Raw genomic sequence first — 16,263 nt, 5'->3', positions numbered from 1 at the left:
AAGGGCGCGGCAGCGAAGAGCGATGCGGCTCCCACCAGCGTCGAGCGCCTTGTGAAGCGCGCCGTCATGACGACGCCCCTGCGCCAGTCTCCTTTACGGGCGAGACCGTCGCCGCAGCGTGAGCGGGCCCATGGGGGAGGGATCCGAAGATGTGAGGGCGGGATCCGAGATGAAGGTAGGAGAGGGCCGATCGACCGGCGACCATCTCCCGTATCACCGGCACGATCTGCTCGCCGACGAGGATACCGAGGAGGCCGACGAGGGCTACCACCGGAGGAGCAGGCGAGCGCACGTTGATGAGGCTGTATATCGCGCCGACGAGGAGCCCCGCGCCAAGTGCCATGAGATAGATCTTCATTCCGCTCTCCTTCGTTCGGGGATCGATGGGAACGGGCAGGCGGAGATGTCCGCCCACCCGTTCAACCGATCATCCCTCGTGCGCGTTGAACATCGATTTGGCGTAGATGATGCCGAGGCCGTAGGCGCCGCCCAGCTTCTTGGCGATGCCGGTCGTCATGTCGTAGGTCTCGGTGCGCGCCCAGTCGCGCTGCAACTCGAGCAAGTACTGGAGCGAGGTCATCGGCCGGGCGCCGGCCTGCACCATGCGATCCATCGCCCGGTCATGCGCCTCGTCCGTCACGTCCCCGCAGGCGTCCGCGATGACATAGACCTCGAAGCCCTGATCGATCGCCGACAGGGCCGGGCTGACGATGCAGACCGAGGTCCAGAGGCCCGCGAAGACGACGCGGGTCTTACCGAGCGTGTTGAGGTGATCGATCACGCCGGCGTCTTCCCAGGTATTCATCGACGTGCGGTCGAGCAGCGGCTGGCCCGGAAAGGCCTCGGTGATCTCGTCGAACATCGGCCCGGAGAAGCTCTTCTCGGCGACCGTGGTCAGGATCGTCGGGACTTTGAAACCCGCTGCGGCACTGGCGATGAGCGCGGCGTTGTTGCGAAGCAGAACGGCATCGATCGACTTCGTCGCGAAGGCCATCTGCGACTGGAAGTCGATCATGATCAGTACGTGGTCGGTCGGCGAAACGAGTGTCTTACCGGGTGTGGGCGTCGCGGAGATGGGCATCGCAAAGAGGTCCTTTTCGGAATGTGGGTGGTCCGTGTCGGCAATGGCATTGCGTTCCGGCAGTCGCCTCGAAGGAGGAGGCCGGATGGCTGAGTGATGTGAGGATCGGCGCGGCGCGCGGCGCCCGGGCCGTCAGCGAGGCATCAGGATTTCATGAACGCCAGCATGTCCCGGCAGAGCTGGTCCTTATGGGTGTCGGTGATCCCATGCGGTCCGCCGGGATAGACCTTCAGCTCGGCATGCGGGACGAGCGTCTTCGACGCCCGGCCGGCAGCGTCGATCGGTACGATCTGGTCGTCCTCGCCGTGGACGATCAGCGTCGGCTTATCGAATTTCTTCAGATCCTCGGTGAAGTCCGTCTCCGAGAAAGCCCTGATGGAATCGTAGGTGTTCTTGTGCCCACCCATCATGCCTTGCAGCCAGAAGCTGTCGATCATGCCCTTGGAAGGCGTCGTGCCCGGCCGGTTGAAGCCGAAGAACGGGCCCGACGCAATGTCCTGGTAAAGCTTGGAGCGATCGGCGATGCTGGCCGCTCGGATGCCATCGAATACGTCGATCGGCAAGCCACCGGGATTGGCCTCCGTCTTCAGCATCAAGGGCGGAACCGCGGCGATCAGGCCAAGCCTGGCGATGCGCCTCGTGCCGTGGCGACCGACATAGCGCGCGATTTCGCCGCCGCCGGTCGAAAAGCCGAAAAGCGAGATATCCTGGAGATCCAGCGTGTCGATCACCGCTGCAAGATCGTCCGCGTAATGGTCCATGTCGTTGCCGTGCCAGGGCTGACTGGAACGCCCATGGCCGCGGCGATCATGCGTAACGACGCGATAGCCGGCATCGGCCAGATAGAGCGCCTGCGATTCCCAGCTGTCGGAGGAAAGGGGCCAGCCATGGCTGAGGATGACCACAGCCCCGTCTTTCGGACCCCAGTCCTTGTAGTAGATTTCAACGTCGTCGTGCGTTGTGATGTGGGGCACAGCCATCTCCTTGGGGAACGAGCTTTGTGTTCAACGTCGGTTTCGGGCGGATCTCTCACCCGTTAGTCGGCGAGGGCCTTGCGAATGAAGGCGTGAAGGACATCCGCTTCGAGCGGCTTGCTGAGAATGCACCGGATACCGACTTTCTCGGCCTGCGCCCGGACTGCTCCCTCCTCCGGAAAGGCCGTCACGAGCACGGTCGCTATCGTATGGCCGGCTTCTGTCAGCGTACGGTGCAGTTCGAGGCCGTTCATGCCGGGCATTCGCCAGTCCACGACGAGACATCGAGTTTCCTCGACAGAGCCTGAGGTTAGGAACTCCCGGCCGCTTCGATAGCCCCTGACCTCGAAGCCGAGCGATCTCACCAGTCCAAGGGCCGCCTCCAGAGCGGAAGCATCGTCGTCGACGATCACGATCAAGGCCTCTCCAGCCATGCCTGGATGTGTCGAACCGGACTGAGACTCTATCGGCCGACCGATTGTATCGACGCACCGGAGCGATGCGACAGCCGAAGGATGGACCGTCGCTGCGGGTCGAAACAATGATCCTTTGATATCGTGGAACTACGCCTTTTGGATCGACGCGTTCAGCCGGTCCGCGATCCGAACGAGATCGGGCAGCGACTTTGCCTGCATCTTGCGCATGATCTGCGCCCGGTGAGCCTTGACCGTCACCTCGCTCAAGGCGAGTGCATGGGCGATCTGCTTGTTCATCTGACCATCCGCGACAAAGGCCATGACCTCCTGCTCCCGCGGCGTGAGAGAGGCATAACGCTCCCACAGTCCGGTCAGCGTTGCCGCTTTCTCCCGACGAAGCCGATCGGTTTCGAGCCCCTTGTGGACCGCGTCGAGAAGATCCTGGTCGCGGAACGGCTTGATGAGAAATTCGAGGGCGCCGCCCTTCATCGCGGCGACGGACATTTCGATATCGCCATGGCCGGTGATGAAGACGATCGGGACCGACATATCGGACGCCGCCAGTGCCCGCTGGAACTTCAGCCCGCTTGTCCCCGGCAGGCGAACGTCGAGGACGAGACAGGCCGGTGCATCCGGCCGTTCGGCACCGAGGAACTGCTCCGTCGTCTCGAAGCTCAGCACCTCGTGTCCGACCGAGCGCAGAAGGCTCGTCAAGGAGGCACGGATGGAGGGATCGTCGTCGATGACGAAAACGAGTGCGGACAGGGTAGACTCCCTCTCGATCACGACAGGTTTTCCGACGTCGCCATATCGCGAGCCATCATGGCTGGAAGCGTGAACGAGAACACGGTGCCCCGCGGCTCGTTCGCCTCAACCCATAGCCTGCCTCCCTCGGCCTCGACAATCGAGCGGCAGATTCCGAGGCCAATTCCCATGCCGTCGGGCTTCGTCGTGAAGAAGGGCTCGAAAATCCTGTCCCGAAAGCCGGGATCGAGCCCTGCGCTCGTGTCCGACATGGCGACCAGCCTCTCCCGAGGACAGCGACCGCGATGTGATGCGCACGATTCGGGACCCGCCGCCATCGACGGTGCGCAGCGACTCCAGCGCATTGCTGATGAGGTTCAGGAGGACTTGCTGCAACTGAGCCTCGGCTCCGAATACGGGGGGAAGCCCCGCCTCGAGTGCGGACTCGATCCTGGCACGCTTGAGGCTTGCCTCAGGACGGACCTGCGCGATGGCACGGTCGATGACGATGTTGAGGTCGAGCGGCATACGCTGGCGCGCGCCGTTCTTGAACATGGAACGGATGCTGGAGACCACCGTCCCGGCCCGGTGACCGTCGCTGACGATGCGCTTCAGCGCCTGCTCGGCTTCGAGAATGTCCGGCGGCGCTTTGCCGATCCATCGCAGGCCGGCATCGGCATTGTTTACCATGCTGGCCAGAGGCTGGTTAATCTCGTGGGCGATCGAGGCCGCAAGGGCCTCCATCGCGGTCAGTCTCGCCTCGCGCATTCGGTGCTCGGCGGCGATCGAGCTTTCGAGCCGCGACTGCAACGTCGTCGTTTGGGATAGAAGGGCGATGAGGACGATGCTGGCCGGGGTCAGTCCATAGACCCTCGCCGCCCACCAGCCGAGCGTGAGACGTGTTCCGCCGCTGGCATTGGACAAGGGTATGATCTCGATCGCCAGCGTCGAGAGGACGACCATCAGCCAGAGATCGAGAAGAGATCTGCGTCGGAGCTAGAGTAGCGTTAGACCTGTGGCATAGAGAATGAGCGACAGCACCGGAACGTATTGCCAGAGCGCGCCGACGTCGCGGTCGCTGCTCATGAACTGCGGCAGGTTTGCCGGAGCCGCGAGGATCATCCAGGAAAGACCGACCGCCGAGACGAGCACCCCAACGAGGGTGGCGACGATTGACTGCCGCGTCGACCACCACGTAGCGTCGACGACGGGTGTACGATCCTTCGTCAGCGCATAGCAGATGACGAATGCGGGGAAGAAGAGGCGCCGGATCGCTGCGGGTGGATTCCAGCGCGAAGCGCAACATGCTCATGAGGAGCGGATTCTGACGTCCTTGCCAAGTTCCTGGAGGAGGGACTGGAAGGGCGTGATGAAGCCGAGGCATTTTCTCGGAATGGTGTTGAGACTGACGATGGCGTCCTGGAGATCGGCTTTAGACAGCGTGTCGAGATCGAGCCATCTGGGCAGCCATCGTCGCAATCGTCCGTTGGCGTTTTCGACGCCGCCCTTCTGCCAGGAAGCGTAGGCGTCGCAGAACCAGGTCGACATGCCGAACAGGTCGTCGAGGAGGCGGTGGCGGGCGAAGTCGGTGTCGTTATCAAACGTCACCGAGGAGCGCAGGCCGGGAGCGACACGCCGGAAGACGGCGGTCATCGCTGCGATGGTTTCGGCGGCGGTCCTTCCATTGAGCCTCGTGGCGAGCGTCACACGGGTCTTTCGCTCATGAAGGACGAGAACCGGGCGAGCGCGCTTGCAGATGATAAGATCGGCCTCCCAATGCCCGACCTGTCGGCGATCCGCGACCTCGGCCGGACGGTCATGGATGGAGCGGCGGTTCTTGACCAACCTGCCCTGGGAGACGCTTGGGGCGCTGCCGGAGATGCTCCAGGCGGCTTGGGGTTCGCTCTTCGTGGCGCTGCGCCTGCGGCCCGGCGAGATCCTGCTCATCCGCGGCGGCACGACCTCCGTCGGCTTGGGCGCTGCCGCCATCGCGAAGGCGGAGGGCGCAATCGTCTGCGCAACCACGCGACGTCCGGACCGGGAAGACCTCCTTCGCTTCCATGGCGCGAGCCGCGTGTTCATCGACGACGGCGCAATCGTGGGACAGGTGTGCGACGCATTCCCGGACGGCGTCGACAAGGTGCTGGAACTCGTGGGCACAACCACTCTTCTCGACTCGCTCGCGTGCGCCAAGGCCACGGGGCGGTCTGTATGAGCGGGATGGTCGGTGATCGCTGGACGCTCGAAGCCTTCGAGCCGATGACGGCAATCCCGACGGCGGTCAGTTTGACCACCTACAGCCGCGGAGTGGAGGAGTTCATGGCGATGCCCCTTCAAAGGCTCGTGGACGAGGTCGAGATGGGTATGCTGCCCGTCAAGGTCGGCCGCGTGGTCCGCCTCGACGAGATCGCCGAGGCGCACCGTTGCATGGAGGCCGACGAAGCGGGCGGGAAGATCGTCGTCCTGCCCTGATGGCTTAGTTCAGCTCGCCTGCGGCAGCGCGCGCGACAAGCTGGTCCACGACGTAACGAACCCGGGGACTGAGGTGCGCTTGTCGCGGCCATAGTGCGTGCACCTCGACGGGAACGGTCGAGAAGGTTTCGAGCAACGGCACGAGCGCGCCACTTTCGACGTGGCGCCTTACCAGGGAGGCCGGAAGCTGGCAGATGCCAAGCCCGCCGACGGCCGCGTCGACCATGGCCTCGCCGTCACTGACCTGGTGCGTGGCGGGAGGCGACAAGCGCTTCACCGTGCCGTCCTCGCGAACCACCCAGGCCAGCGGCGGACCCTTGGGCGAGCCGACGATGCAGCGGTGCCCGCGAAGGTCCGCCAGTTCCTTTGGACGTCCATGCGTCTCGAGGTAGCCTGGAGAGGCGCAGATGACCCGATCCTGGTCGGCTAGGTGCCGCGCGATGAGGTGGCTCGAGTCCCTGAGGGCGCCGAAGCGGATCATGAGGTCCACATCGTCCTGGAAGGGATCCGTGAGAGCATCGGTGAAGGTCAAGCTCAGCGTGAGTTCCGGATGCGGACGCACGATGTCAATGAAGATCGGCAGGAGAACGCGCCGCCCGAAGGCGACCGGCATGTCGATGCGGATCCGGCCGGTGAGGACGGTGTTCGCCGACGTGAGGGCGGCTTCCGCGGCCGCGATCTCGTCGAGAGCGGAGGCGCAGGCGGCAAGGTAGGCCTCGCCGTCGACAGTCAGCTTGTTGCTCCGCGTCGTCCGATGAAACAGCTTCAATCCGAGTCGCGCTTCGAGGCGGGCAATGGTCTTGCCGACCGCGGACTTGGTAATGCCGAGGCGCTCGGCGGCCCCCGTGAAGCTTCCCGCCCGAGCTGCGGCCACGAAGACGCCGATGCCCGACAACGGTTCGATCTCGTTCATGGCAAGCCTCCACAGTATCTCGTGGCGCTACTCAGAATGGATTGTAAGCGCCTTTAAGCGCCGCAAGGATACAGTATATTGCGGTTGCCTGTCTCGGGCCTTCGGCGTCCGCCGACGGAGAGCGGCGGAACATTCATGGAGACGGGATCATGCCGGTCGTACGGGTAAGCTGGTTCGAGGGTAAAGACCACGGTCAGAAGCAAAAGGTCGCCGCGGAGATCACGGAGAGCATCGTCCGCAACACGGGGACTGACGCGAACTACATCTACGTCATCTTCGACGACGTCGCGCCGAGCGATTGGGCCGGCGCCGGCAAGTTGTTCGGTGAACCCACCGCGGCGCCGAGCACTTAGGAACGGAGCGGGCTTCCGTGCCCGCTATGCGACTCCCAAAGGTCTGGCGAGGGTCGGCGTGCCCTCGTCTGGCTTGAACGCGGCGGCTGCGGCAACGTCCGCCGCCCGCCTCACGCAAGAGGACAAGGCCGATGAGGATCCCGACCCTTCTGGCGATGGGGCTTTCGTTGAGTGCAGTGTTCCCGGGCATCCCATCGGCTGACGCCGCTGACCCGGCTCCGTCGGTCTGCAACGACCTCACGGGTCTTCCGGTACCCGGGGCCACGATCGTGTCGGTGTCCGCTGTAGGTGCAGGGGAGTTCACTCCGCCTCCAGCATCCTACGCTCCGGATCTCGCCGAACGGGCGGCCAAGATGCCCCCTTTCTGCCGCGTCGAAGCGATCGTGACACCGACACCTGATTCCAAAATCGGCATCGAGGTCTGGCTGCCCTCCGAAAGCTGGAACGGCCGTTTCCTCGGCACGGGAAACGGCGGCGGGGCGGGATCGATCGCCTACGGCATGGGCATGATCGAGGGGCTGCGGCGGGGGTTCGCCGTTGCCAACACCGACCTCGGTACGGCGCCGGACATCAACCTGACCGTCGACCATCCGGAGCGCTGGACGGACTTCGGCCACCGCGCGACACATGAGATGACCTGCGTGGGCAAGCTCCTTGTCGGCGCCTTCTACAAGTCCGAATCCTTCCGCTCATACTTCGAGGGCTGCTCGACGGGCGGCCAGCAGGCACTTGGATCGGCGCTGCGATATCCCGACGACTACGACGGCGTGCTCGCCGGCGATCCCGGCAACAACCGGACCCATGTCGCTACGTCATTCCTGTGGAACTACAACGCACTGAACGAGACGCCTAGCAGCCGCCTTTCGCCTGCAAGCCTTGCGATGGTGTCGAAGGCGGTGATCGACCAGTGCGGTGGCAAGGATGGCGGAGCCTCCGGCGACGCGTTCCTCACCGATCCCCGGCAATGCCGCTTCGACCCGGAGACGCTCCCGAGATGCGAGCCGGGCGCGGCGGGTGACCAATGCCTCACCGAGCCGCAGGTCGGGGCGCTCCACAAGCTCTACGCGGGCGCCGTCAACCCGCGAACGCACGAGCGGATCTATCCGGCCTCACGCCCGGCAGCGAGGACCAGCCCCTCGGCCCCTCGCTCCAAGGCGATCCCGAGGCTTGGCCCGACCAGCAGTTCTACCTCTTCAAATGGGCGTTTGGGGCGGGCTTTGACACGAAATCCTTCGACTTCGACCGCGACGTCGACCGCCTGGACGCGCTCCTGTCCTCGCGGCTGAACACCAACGGCGTCGACCTGAACGACTTCCGCCGCCGGGGTGGGAAGGCGATGATCTACACGGGGCTTGCCGATCCGGCCGTCCCCTTCCAGGAGGTCGTGAACTACTACGAGCGCGCCGTCACCGCCCGCGGCGGCCTTGCCTTGACGCAGGAGTTCCTCCGCCTCTTCCTCGTACCCGGCATGGGCCACTGCTTCGGGGGGGCCGGCGCGACGGATTTCGGGCAGCCCTTCTCCTCGGTGGTGCCGAGTGACCCCGATGCCGACGGCCTCATGTCCCTCGTGCGGTGGGTGGAGGACGGCACGGCGCCCGCCAGTCTTCTGGGAACACGATACGGGCAAGGGGGCAACGAGGCCGAGCCTCAGGCCCAACGGCCGATCTGCGCCTATCCGAAGTTTCCCGAGTACACGGGCGGCGACCCGTCGAGCGCCGCCAGTTTCCGCTGCGCCGAGCGCGAGCGCGGAAGTCCGATGTCGCCTGCGGCCCGGTACCTGAACTGAGACACGACAAGCCTCCGGAAGCGGACGCGCATAGCGCCCGTCCTGCCGGACCATTCCACCAATTGAAATCGAGAGCTCACATGACCGACGAGACCGTTTGCATCTACCACCTGACCCTGGATCCCGCGAACTTCGAGACGTTCGAGGAGCTGGTCGGCCGGATCGTGTCCGCGACGCGCCAGGAGCCGGGCACGCTCAGCTACGAGTATAGCGTCAACGCCGACCAGACAGCGGCGCACATCGTCGAGCGCTACCGCACCCCCGACCTCCTGGGGCACCTCAAGGATACGTTCGCGCCGTTCGCCGAGCGTTTCCTCGAACTCGTGACGATCGAGCAGCTCTTCGTCTATGGATCGACCACGCCCGAGATCCGCGCGACGCTGGACGGGTTCGGCGCCATCTACATGACATTGTTCGACGGCTTCACACGCTGACGATGCCCGGGAGACGCTTCATCGGACCGTCTCCCGGGTCCCCCGCCGGCCCCGAACGGTGCGGGTCTGCAATGACCACAGGAGACAACGCATGAAGCTCTACGTCTACGACCATTGTCCGTTCTGCGTGAAGGCACAGGCGATCTTCGGCTTGAAGGACCTGCCTTTCGAGCTCGTCGTGATGGCGAACGACGACGCCGCGACACCCGAGCGGATGATCGGGCGGAAGATGGCGCCCATCCTCGAAAACGATGGGCGATACACACCGGAGAGCATGGACATCGTCCGCGCGGTCGACGCCATGACGGAGCCTCGCGTCCTTGTGGGACCGACCAACCCGGACGTCGCCCGTTGGATCGAGGAAGGATCCGAGACGCTGTACCGTCTGGCAATGCCGCGCTGGGCTGCTGCACCCTTGGCGGAGTTCGCCACGGACGAGGCGCGCGCCTTCTTCACGGCCAACAAGGAGAAGGCCATCGGCCCCTTTGCCGGCAGGCTGGCCGAGACCGAGGCGCTCGTGGCCGCGGCGAACGCGCATCTCCGCCAACTGGAGCCGCTCGTGCGCTCGCCGGAAGCTGTCAATGGCGAGCTTTCGGAGGACGACATTCATCTCTTCGCCCACCTGCGGGCGATGTCCATCGTCCGGGACGTTTCATACCCTCCGGCGGTCGATGCCTACCGCCGGAGGATGTCGGAGAGGACCGGAGTTCCCCTTCACGACGACATCGCCGCCTGATCCTGAAAGCTGCCTGCCTGACAGGCCGCCCCCGTCGAGGAGCCCGAAAATGAGACTGTTCGTGACCGGGGCAAGCGGCTTCATTGGCGGCTCCGTGGCCGCCGAGGCGGTGAGGCGAGGCCACCAGGTTCGAGGGCTGGTCCGCTCCGCCGAGAAGGCCGCGGCCTGCGAGGCGTGCGGCATTGTCCCGGTCCACGGGACGCTGGCCGATCTCGACCTGCTTGCAGACGAGGCCCAGGCGGCGGACGCCGTCGTGAACGCGGCGAGTAGTGACGATCGGGAAGCCGTCGACGCGCTGCTACGGGCGCTCGCCGGTTCGAGGAAGGCCTTGCTCCACACCAGCGGCATCAGCATCGTTGCCGATCACGCGGTTGGCGAACCGAGCGAAGCCGTCTTCGACGAGGACCACATGCCGCCGCCTGCCGCCGATAAGGGGGCGCGCGTTGAGCTGGACCGGGCCATCCTGTCGGTGCCGGAGGTACGATCCGTCGTCCTCTGCAACGCCCTTGTGTTCGGCGACGCGCTCGGGCCGAAGGCGAGAAGCGTTCAGCTTCCGCTTCTGTTCGACCAGGCACGCGAGACGGGAAGGGCCCACTTCATCGGGCGGGGCCTCAATCGCTGGTCGACTGTCCACATCGCGGATGTGGTGGACCTCTATCTACGCGCGTTGGACGGAGCTCCGGCCGGGACGTTCGTTTTCGTCGAAAGCGGCGAGGCTTCTTTCCGGGACATGGCGGGGGCCATCGCCGACGCGCTGGGGCTCGGCCAGCCGGTCTCGATGACGATCGAGGCGGCGGTCGCCCGATGGGGACAGCAAAGGGCGCTCTACTCGCTGGCCTCGAACAGCCGCGTCCGCAGCGTCCACGCCAAGGCATGGGACTGGAAGCCTCGGCACGCCGACGTCGAGCGATGGATTGCCGATCACCTTTCGACTGCGCGATAGCACGACAGAGGCGATGATGCAGAGACCTGAAAGCTGCCCGAGGAACTACACAGGCGGTCTCCCTGGTGCCAAACGGTCCGCGAGCGCCCTGATCATGAAACAGCCGAGACGGTGCTAGTTTGAAGGTGCTCCGCGCGTTCGTAACCGATCCCGCCCTTCGTGCGACCGCCATCCGCCTCACGGTCGCTTCAACAGGTGCGATGGCGTTCGCATCCATGTTGTCGCTCCAGAATCCCTGGTGGGCGGCGATGGCGGTCTGGATGATTGGACAGCCGCCGCGGGGACTTTTGGTGGAGCGGTGCGCCGCCCAGCTCGTCGGCACCCTTCTGGGGGCGGCGATCGGAGCGGCGATTGTCCTGATGGGGGCGCAAAACCCTGCTGCATCCCTTGTCGGCCTGGCGGTCTGGATCGCTACGTGCTGCGGCGTCGCGAATGCCATGCGTCATCAGCGGGCCTATGGCGCTGTTCTGTGCGGCCTGACATCGGCGGTCATTGTTTCGCTGACGCTCGGCACGCAAATCGACCCGTGGACCTTCGCCCTTGCTCGTGGTGCCGACAACCTCATCGGGATCGGTGCGTCACTGCTGGTAAGCATGGCTCTAGGGTCACCCAAATCGGGACCGAGCATCCCGGATCGTGCCCGTGCCGTGACAGCCGACGCGCTGGACCTCGTTGCGGCAGCTCTCGGCAGCCCCGGGATGGGGAAGTCCGCGATTGAACGAGACTTCCTCTTGGCTTTGGCGACCTTGGAGGCGTCCGCGGAGGATGCCGCCGCGGGGTCCCTTGCGGGACGCAGGAAGTTGCGCGACCTCAACACGCTGCTCGCCTTCCTTTTGGACCTGATCGTCATGGCGCGCGCGATCCGCGCTCGAGAAGCACCACCGTCGGCACCCGGACACGCGGCGACCGCGCACCTTCGCCAGATGTTTCTCCGGGCCGCTGTCGAGTTGAGGGCCGGAAACGGACTGGATGTTCGGGCAATCGCGTCCGCCGCTCGCGCATTAGAAGCCGCGGACCCCTTGATGTCCCCGGTGATCGGCGAGATGCGAATCCTGCTGGGTCGGCTCGCCGACGGATATGCACGGCTCGATGCGCCGGAAGGTCAGGTCGTTCCCCGACCGACAATGGCGCATCCGGATGTCGCCGGCCTGCGCCTCGCCGTCGTGAGGGGCGCTCTCGCTGTCTTTATCGCGGGCGGTGCCTGGTCAATGATCGATTGGGATCCGCTTCGATACCTCGTGCTGGGGACCTGTATTTTTACAGTGCTGTTCGCCGCGGCGGACGAGCCTGTTCCGGCCGTACGCCAAGTCTTCATCGGCGGCCTCTGCGCCGCGGCAACGGCGCTTCTCTGGAGGGAGGGAGTTGTCCCGAATGTTGCGAGCGGCTGGATATCGCTCGCTCTTGCCGTGCCGATCGTGTTCGCGGCGGCCATGGTGCAAGCCGCACGAGGCACCGCCTTCGTCGGCCTCGCGTTCAACATGCTGTTTGCAGTGCTGGCGCGTCCGGTCGACCTGGCTTCGGGAGCGCCGTCTGTCCTCGTCGGAATCGAGGCGATGCTCCTGAGCGGCATTGCGCTTAGCTATGTATCGTATCGCTGGCTGATCCCCATGGACGTTGGGCGTCGCCGGGGACGCATTCGAACCTCGATCCGCAAAGAGGTCGCGGCGATCTCGATCCGCGCCGCCACGCCGATGGCGGAGCGTCATCTCGCCCGGCTTCGATTTCTCGTGTTCAGCATGGCCATCAGGTCGCGGGCAGACGTTAAGGCGGTCGATGATGCGCTCGCATCCCTGTCCCTCGGACACGTCCTTTATAGACTTGGCAAAATCGCTATCTCGCCTTCGACTAGTAAGATTGAGGCCGACATTATCCGGAAGGTTCTTCGACTAGCCTCGGCACCGATAGAGGATCCCGAAGGGATCGGACGGGAGCTTCGACTTCTCGCCGCTGGAGCCGAGATGGACGAGCAGACCAAGTGGCTTCTTGGACTTGCGTCGCGCGACCTCAGCTCGCACCCATCCAGCTTCGTCATCCCGGCGTCTCGGGTCTGAGGAACCCGCGTCGCCTGATAAGGGCGAAGGCTTGCTGCGCCTCAGCACTCACGCCGCCGCCCGCTCCTTCATCAGATCAGCCGATCAATGCGTTTCTGAAATGCACTCGCCGTGGTCGCCGAGCACTTCGATAACCCGGCATTCGGAGACCGAATGATTTTCGCAGTCCGTCATCCTGGCGACCTCTCTTCGCAAGGAGGTCAGTCGAGCGATCTTGTGGTCGATGTCGGCAAGGTGTGCCTTCGCGATCTGGTCAGCGCCCTCGCAGGACCGTGCCGGGTGACCGGACAGGGCCAGAAGCTGACGGATCGGATCGATGTCGAATCCAAGTTCGCGCGCATGACGGATGAAGCGTAGGCGGCGAAGGTCGCTCTCGTCGTAAAGGCGCCGATTGCCCTCCGTCCGCGGAGGTGAAGGCAGGAGGCCGATCTCCTCGTAGTAACGGATGGTCGGAACCTTGATCCCGCTTTCCCTCGATGCCGTGCCGATCGGAACCGATTTCCTCATTTTGCCTCTTGCTCCTCTAGCCACTTGAGGAAGTAAGCCTGCGTCGACGACGACGCAAGGAGAGCACCATGAGCGCGACAACGGGCGAGAGCCGCTACCGCGTAACCGGCATGGACTGCGCGGCTTGCGCCAACAAGGTCGACACCGCCATCCGAAGAATCCCGGGAGTCGAGGACGTAGCCGTTTCCGTGTCCGCCGGAACGGTAAGGGTCCGCCACGCCGAAAGCTTCGAAGGGTCTGCGGTGATCAGACAGGTCCGGAACCTCGGGTATGGAGTTGAGCCCGCGGGAGAGCGCAACTCGGGATCTGCCGACCGCGAGGGTCGGGGGCAGGACGATGCGCAGGCGGACGCCAGCCGATCGCAAGCCCGTCCAACAGACGCTGACCTGCCCTGGTGGCGGACGCGGAAGGCTCGGCTGACGGCGGCCTGCGGCGTCGCGCTCCTGGCGGCCTACGTCCTCGGCAACCTCGTTCCATCTCTGGAGCGTCCCGCCTTCTTGGCCGCACTCGCGATCGGTCTGGTACCGGTGACCTGGCGAGCGATCACCGCCGCTCGCTTCGGCACGCCCTTCTCGATCGAGACGCTGATGAGCATCGCCGCGATTGGGGCCGTCTTCATCGGCGCCGAGGAGGAGGCCGCGATGGTCGTGCTCCTGTTCCTTGTCGGCGAGATGCTCGAGGGCGTCGCGGCGGGCCGTGCCCGGACGAGTATCCGAAGCCTCGCTGCTCTCGTGCCGAAGATGGCTTTCCTTGAGACGGACGGTCAGACGACGGAGGTTCCGGCCGAAAGCCTTGCTGTAGGCTCCACTATTCTCGTCCGTCCCGGGGATCGTATCCCGGCAGACGGCTGCGTAGTGGAAGGATCCGGCCAGGTCGACGAAGCGCCTGTCACCGGCGAGAGCGTCCCGAAGCGGAAAATTGTAGGAGATCCTGTCTTCGCCGGCACAGTCAACGCGGGCTCGGTTCTCCGGGTGCGGGTAACGGCCGCAGCGTCCGACAACACGATCGCCCGCGTCGTCCGCCTCGTGGAGGAAGCCCAGGAATCGAAGTCGCCGACCGAACGCTTCATCGACCGCTTCTCGAAGGTCTACACCCCGGCCGTGCTTGTCGTCGGTGCCCTCGTCGCCATCGTCCCGCCGCTCGTCTTCGGTGGTGACTGGGGCGAGTGGATCTACAAGGGCCTCGCCATCCTGCTGATCGGTTGCCCATGCGCGCTGGTGATCTCGACGCCCGCCGCCATCGCCGCAGGACTTTCCGCTGGTGCCCGTCGCGGTCTGCTGATGAAGGGTGGGTCGGTACTGGAAAGCCTCGGCACGATCACCGTCATCGCTTTCGACAAGACGGGTACACTCACGGCGGGCAAGCCCGTCGTCACCGACATAGTTCGAGGAAGCCGCTCGTCCCATCAAGTGCTGTCCTTGGCCGCGGCCCTCGAAAAGGGTTCGAGCCACCCGCTGGCTATGGCGATCCTCGGCCGGGCGAAGGCCGACAAGGTACCAATCCCTCCCTCCTTCAACGCGAACGCCGTTTCCGGGGAGGGCGTCGAGGGCAGCGTCGGCGGAGAGCGGGTGTTCCTCGGATCGCCGTGGGCCGCTTCCCGGCGGACGGCGCTTACCGCCGATCAGGAGAACGCGATCGCGGCGCTGAATGCCGAGGGCAAGACAGTTTCCGTCGTGGTCGTCGCCGGGTCGATCGCGGGCTACCTCGCCATGCGCGACGAAGCCCGCCCGGACGCGATGGAGGGGCTTGCGAGCCTGAAGGCCTGCGGCATCCGAACCATCATGCTGACCGGCGACAACAGGCGCACCGCGGAGGCCGTGGCCGCGGGTCTTGGGATCGAGGCGCGTTCGGAACTCCTGCCGCAGGACAAGCAACGCATCGTCCGTGAACTCCGGGCGGAGGGCTTCAAGGTCGCCAAGATCGGCGACGGCATCAACGACGCGCCGGCACTGGCGGCAGCCGACATCGGCATCGCCATGGGCGGCGGGACCGATGTCGCGCTTGAGACGGCCGACGCCGCCGTGCTCCACGGACGGGTGAAGGATATCCCCGACATGATCGCCCTGTCGAAGAGCGTCATGGCGAACATCCGGACGAACATCGCCATCGCGCTGGGACTGAAAGCCGTGTTCCTCGTCACCACCATCATCGGGATTACCGGCCTCTGGCCCGCGATCCTTGCCGACACCGGCGCGACCGTTCTCGTAACCGCCAACGCCATGCGGCTGCTCGGCTGGAGGCCGTCATGAGCGAAGCCACCGACTTTCTTCTTCGATATGGACCGCTGATCGTGCTCGCCGTCACCGCGGCGTGGCTCGCCGTCGCGACTCGCCGGACATCGTCCCTGATCGGCGGCCGGGCCTACGGCTTTGGCGCAAGCCTCCGGCAACGGCTCGCCAGGCTGCTCTTCGCCGGCTCGATCATCGGTGCCGCGTTAGCCCTCGGAGCCCATGCCTCGGGATACGCGTCGGCCTACCTCTCGCCCCTTGTCGGCGAAGCCGCGGTCATCCGCATCGCCGGGCTTGCGCTGGCCGTTGCCGGGCTGGCGCTGACGCTGTTCGCCCAGGGTGACATGGGGCGGCGCTGGCGTGTGGGCGTGCCGGAGACGGCGCCCGATGCCTTGGTCACGACGGGTTTATTTGGCCTGTCCCGTAACCCTGTGTTTCTGGGAATGCTCGCGATGGGAACCGGATTTGCGATAGCGGTGCCTACCCCGCCGATGATCGCCTGCGCGATCGCCTTCTGGATCGCGTGCGAGATCCAGGTCCGCGACGAGGAGCGCTTCCTCCAGCGCTCGTTCGGCCCCGACTATGCAAAATACCGAAGCGCCGTCCGGCGCTGGATTTGACGACA

General features: G+C 65.1%; 18 protein-coding genes and 1 pseudogene. 10 read left to right on the top strand and 9 right to left on the bottom strand.

Translation table 11 applies throughout. From position 1 onward, the window contains the following. Positions 1-64: 64 nt before the first annotated feature. The 7 genes from ATO4_RS16320 to ATO4_RS16285 all read right to left on the bottom strand — a co-directional run bounded on the left by ATO4_RS16320 (position 65) and on the right by ATO4_RS16285 (position 5,162). Positions 65-358 carry a XapX domain-containing protein gene (locus ATO4_RS16320; protein WP_083592596.1) on the bottom strand — a complete coding sequence of 98 codons (294 nt, stop codon included), beginning with the start codon at positions 356-358 and terminating at the stop codon, positions 65-67. A gap of 69 nt (positions 359-427) precedes the next feature. After that, complete coding sequence (locus ATO4_RS16315) at positions 428-1,075, bottom strand: hydrolase (RefSeq protein ID WP_280940506.1); 648 nt, start codon at positions 1,073-1,075, stop codon at positions 428-430. 149 nt (positions 1,076-1,224) lie between these two features. Beyond that, complete coding sequence (locus ATO4_RS16310; protein WP_083592594.1) at positions 1,225-2,061, bottom strand: alpha/beta hydrolase; 837 nt, start codon at positions 2,059-2,061, stop codon at positions 1,225-1,227. A 56-nt stretch (positions 2,062-2,117) separates the two neighbouring features. Next, a complete protein-coding gene (locus ATO4_RS16305; RefSeq protein ID WP_245308786.1) occupies positions 2,118-2,468 on the bottom strand; it encodes a response regulator in 351 nt (116 codons plus the stop codon). 150 nt (positions 2,469-2,618) lie between these two features. Next, positions 2,619-3,257 carry a response regulator gene (locus ATO4_RS16300; RefSeq protein WP_245308783.1) on the bottom strand — a complete coding sequence of 213 codons (639 nt, stop codon included), beginning with the start codon at positions 3,255-3,257 and terminating at the stop codon, positions 2,619-2,621. An 84-nt stretch (positions 3,258-3,341) separates the two neighbouring features. Then, positions 3,342-4,178 carry a histidine kinase dimerization/phospho-acceptor domain-containing protein gene (locus ATO4_RS16290; RefSeq protein ID WP_083592592.1) on the bottom strand — a complete coding sequence of 279 codons (837 nt, stop codon included), beginning with the start codon at positions 4,176-4,178 and terminating at the stop codon, positions 3,342-3,344. Positions 4,179-4,523: 345 nt separating this feature from the next. Further along, positions 4,524-5,162 carry an IS30 family transposase gene (locus ATO4_RS16285; RefSeq protein WP_245308782.1) on the bottom strand — a complete coding sequence of 213 codons (639 nt, stop codon included), beginning with the start codon at positions 5,160-5,162 and terminating at the stop codon, positions 4,524-4,526. Here ATO4_RS16285 and ATO4_RS28450 point away from each other — a divergent pair. Continuing rightward, positions 5,053-5,430 carry a zinc-binding dehydrogenase gene (locus tag ATO4_RS28450; RefSeq protein WP_245308781.1) on the top strand — a complete coding sequence of 126 codons (378 nt, stop codon included), beginning with the start codon at positions 5,053-5,055 and terminating at the stop codon, positions 5,428-5,430. The genes ATO4_RS16285 and ATO4_RS28450 overlap by 110 nt on opposite strands. Beyond that, positions 5,427-5,687, top strand: coding sequence for a zinc-binding dehydrogenase (locus ATO4_RS28445; RefSeq protein ID WP_245308780.1), 261 nt, complete (start codon positions 5,427-5,429; stop codon positions 5,685-5,687). The genes ATO4_RS28450 and ATO4_RS28445 overlap by 4 nt, the downstream gene beginning before the upstream one ends. A 4-nt stretch (positions 5,688-5,691) precedes the next feature. Here ATO4_RS28445 and ATO4_RS16275 read toward each other — a convergent pair whose 3' ends face one another. Next, positions 5,692-6,600 carry a LysR family transcriptional regulator gene (locus tag ATO4_RS16275; RefSeq protein ID WP_083592591.1) on the bottom strand — a complete coding sequence of 303 codons (909 nt, stop codon included), beginning with the start codon at positions 6,598-6,600 and terminating at the stop codon, positions 5,692-5,694. A gap of 149 nt (positions 6,601-6,749) precedes the next feature. Here ATO4_RS16275 and ATO4_RS16270 point away from each other — a divergent pair, with 149 nt between their 5' ends. The 6 genes and pseudogenes from ATO4_RS16270 to ATO4_RS16240 all read left to right on the top strand — a co-directional run bounded on the left by ATO4_RS16270 (position 6,750) and on the right by ATO4_RS16240 (position 12,903). Next, positions 6,750-6,953, top strand: coding sequence for a 4-oxalocrotonate tautomerase family protein (locus ATO4_RS16270; protein WP_083592590.1), 204 nt, complete (start codon positions 6,750-6,752; stop codon positions 6,951-6,953). A 131-nt stretch (positions 6,954-7,084) separates the two neighbouring features. Beyond that, positions 7,085-8,739 (top strand): annotated as a pseudogene (locus ATO4_RS28440) (tannase/feruloyl esterase family alpha/beta hydrolase). Between the two features lie 80 nt (positions 8,740-8,819). Further along, positions 8,820-9,173 carry an antibiotic biosynthesis monooxygenase family protein gene (locus tag ATO4_RS16255; protein WP_083592587.1) on the top strand — a complete coding sequence of 118 codons (354 nt, stop codon included), beginning with the start codon at positions 8,820-8,822 and terminating at the stop codon, positions 9,171-9,173. A gap of 91 nt (positions 9,174-9,264) precedes the next feature. Beyond that, complete coding sequence (gene grxB / locus ATO4_RS16250) at positions 9,265-9,909, top strand: glutaredoxin 2 (RefSeq protein ID WP_083592586.1); 645 nt, start codon at positions 9,265-9,267, stop codon at positions 9,907-9,909. A 49-nt stretch (positions 9,910-9,958) separates the two neighbouring features. Continuing rightward, entirely contained in the window at positions 9,959-10,852 is an 894-nt protein-coding gene (locus ATO4_RS16245; RefSeq protein WP_083592585.1) for an NAD(P)H-binding protein, read from the top strand. A 125-nt stretch (positions 10,853-10,977) separates the two neighbouring features. Beyond that, positions 10,978-12,903, top strand: a complete 1,926-nt coding sequence (locus ATO4_RS16240) for an FUSC family protein (RefSeq protein ID WP_245308785.1) — start codon at positions 10,978-10,980, stop codon at positions 12,901-12,903. An 84-nt stretch (positions 12,904-12,987) separates the two neighbouring features. On the opposite strand, the gene ATO4_RS16235 is transcribed toward ATO4_RS16240, so the two are convergent. Then, complete coding sequence (locus ATO4_RS16235; protein WP_083592584.1) at positions 12,988-13,410, bottom strand: helix-turn-helix domain-containing protein; 423 nt, start codon at positions 13,408-13,410, stop codon at positions 12,988-12,990. Positions 13,411-13,478: 68 nt separating this feature from the next. Between ATO4_RS16235 and ATO4_RS16230 the strand changes: the two genes are divergently transcribed. Together ATO4_RS16230 and ATO4_RS16225 are read left to right on the top strand one after the other, a co-directional pair. Then, complete coding sequence (locus ATO4_RS16230; protein WP_083592583.1) at positions 13,479-15,659, top strand: heavy metal translocating P-type ATPase; 2,181 nt, start codon at positions 13,479-13,481, stop codon at positions 15,657-15,659. Continuing rightward, complete coding sequence (locus ATO4_RS16225; protein ID WP_083592582.1) at positions 15,656-16,258, top strand: isoprenylcysteine carboxylmethyltransferase family protein; 603 nt, start codon at positions 15,656-15,658, stop codon at positions 16,256-16,258. The genes ATO4_RS16230 and ATO4_RS16225 overlap by 4 nt, the downstream gene beginning before the upstream one ends. Positions 16,259-16,263 lie beyond the last annotated feature (5 nt).

The organism is Aurantimonas sp. 22II-16-19i, from assembly GCF_002088275.1.
Classification (GTDB): domain Bacteria; phylum Pseudomonadota; class Alphaproteobacteria; order Rhizobiales; family Rhizobiaceae; genus Jiella.
The sequence above is the reverse complement of the archived record's forward strand: the minus strand, read 5'-3'. Positions and strand labels throughout refer to the sequence as shown.

Coding starts and splice junctions, on each gene's coding strand:
- ATO4_RS16310 (WP_083592594.1), bottom strand. CDS start 2,061: ATGGCTGTGCCCCACATCACAACGCACGACGACGTTGAAATCTACTAC.
- ATO4_RS16225 (WP_083592582.1), top strand. CDS start 15,656: ATGAGCGAAGCCACCGACTTTCTTCTTCGATATGGACCGCTGATCGTG.
- ATO4_RS16270 (WP_083592590.1), top strand. CDS start 6,750: ATGCCGGTCGTACGGGTAAGCTGGTTCGAGGGTAAAGACCACGGTCAG.
- grxB (WP_083592586.1), top strand. CDS start 9,265: ATGAAGCTCTACGTCTACGACCATTGTCCGTTCTGCGTGAAGGCACAG.
- ATO4_RS16255 (WP_083592587.1), top strand. CDS start 8,820: ATGACCGACGAGACCGTTTGCATCTACCACCTGACCCTGGATCCCGCG.
- ATO4_RS16285 (WP_245308782.1), bottom strand. CDS start 5,162: ATGAGCAGGATCTCGCCGGGCCGCAGGCGCAGCGCCACGAAGAGCGAA.
- ATO4_RS16230 (WP_083592583.1), top strand. CDS start 13,479: ATGAGCGCGACAACGGGCGAGAGCCGCTACCGCGTAACCGGCATGGAC.
- ATO4_RS16290 (WP_083592592.1), bottom strand. CDS start 4,178: ATGGTCGTCCTCTCGACGCTGGCGATCGAGATCATACCCTTGTCCAAT.
- ATO4_RS28445 (WP_245308780.1), top strand. CDS start 5,427: ATGAGCGGGATGGTCGGTGATCGCTGGACGCTCGAAGCCTTCGAGCCG.
- ATO4_RS16275 (WP_083592591.1), bottom strand. CDS start 6,600: ATGAACGAGATCGAACCGTTGTCGGGCATCGGCGTCTTCGTGGCCGCA.
- ATO4_RS16245 (WP_083592585.1), top strand. CDS start 9,959: ATGAGACTGTTCGTGACCGGGGCAAGCGGCTTCATTGGCGGCTCCGTG.
- ATO4_RS16320 (WP_083592596.1), bottom strand. CDS start 358: ATGAAGATCTATCTCATGGCACTTGGCGCGGGGCTCCTCGTCGGCGCG.
- ATO4_RS16235 (WP_083592584.1), bottom strand. CDS start 13,410: ATGAGGAAATCGGTTCCGATCGGCACGGCATCGAGGGAAAGCGGGATC.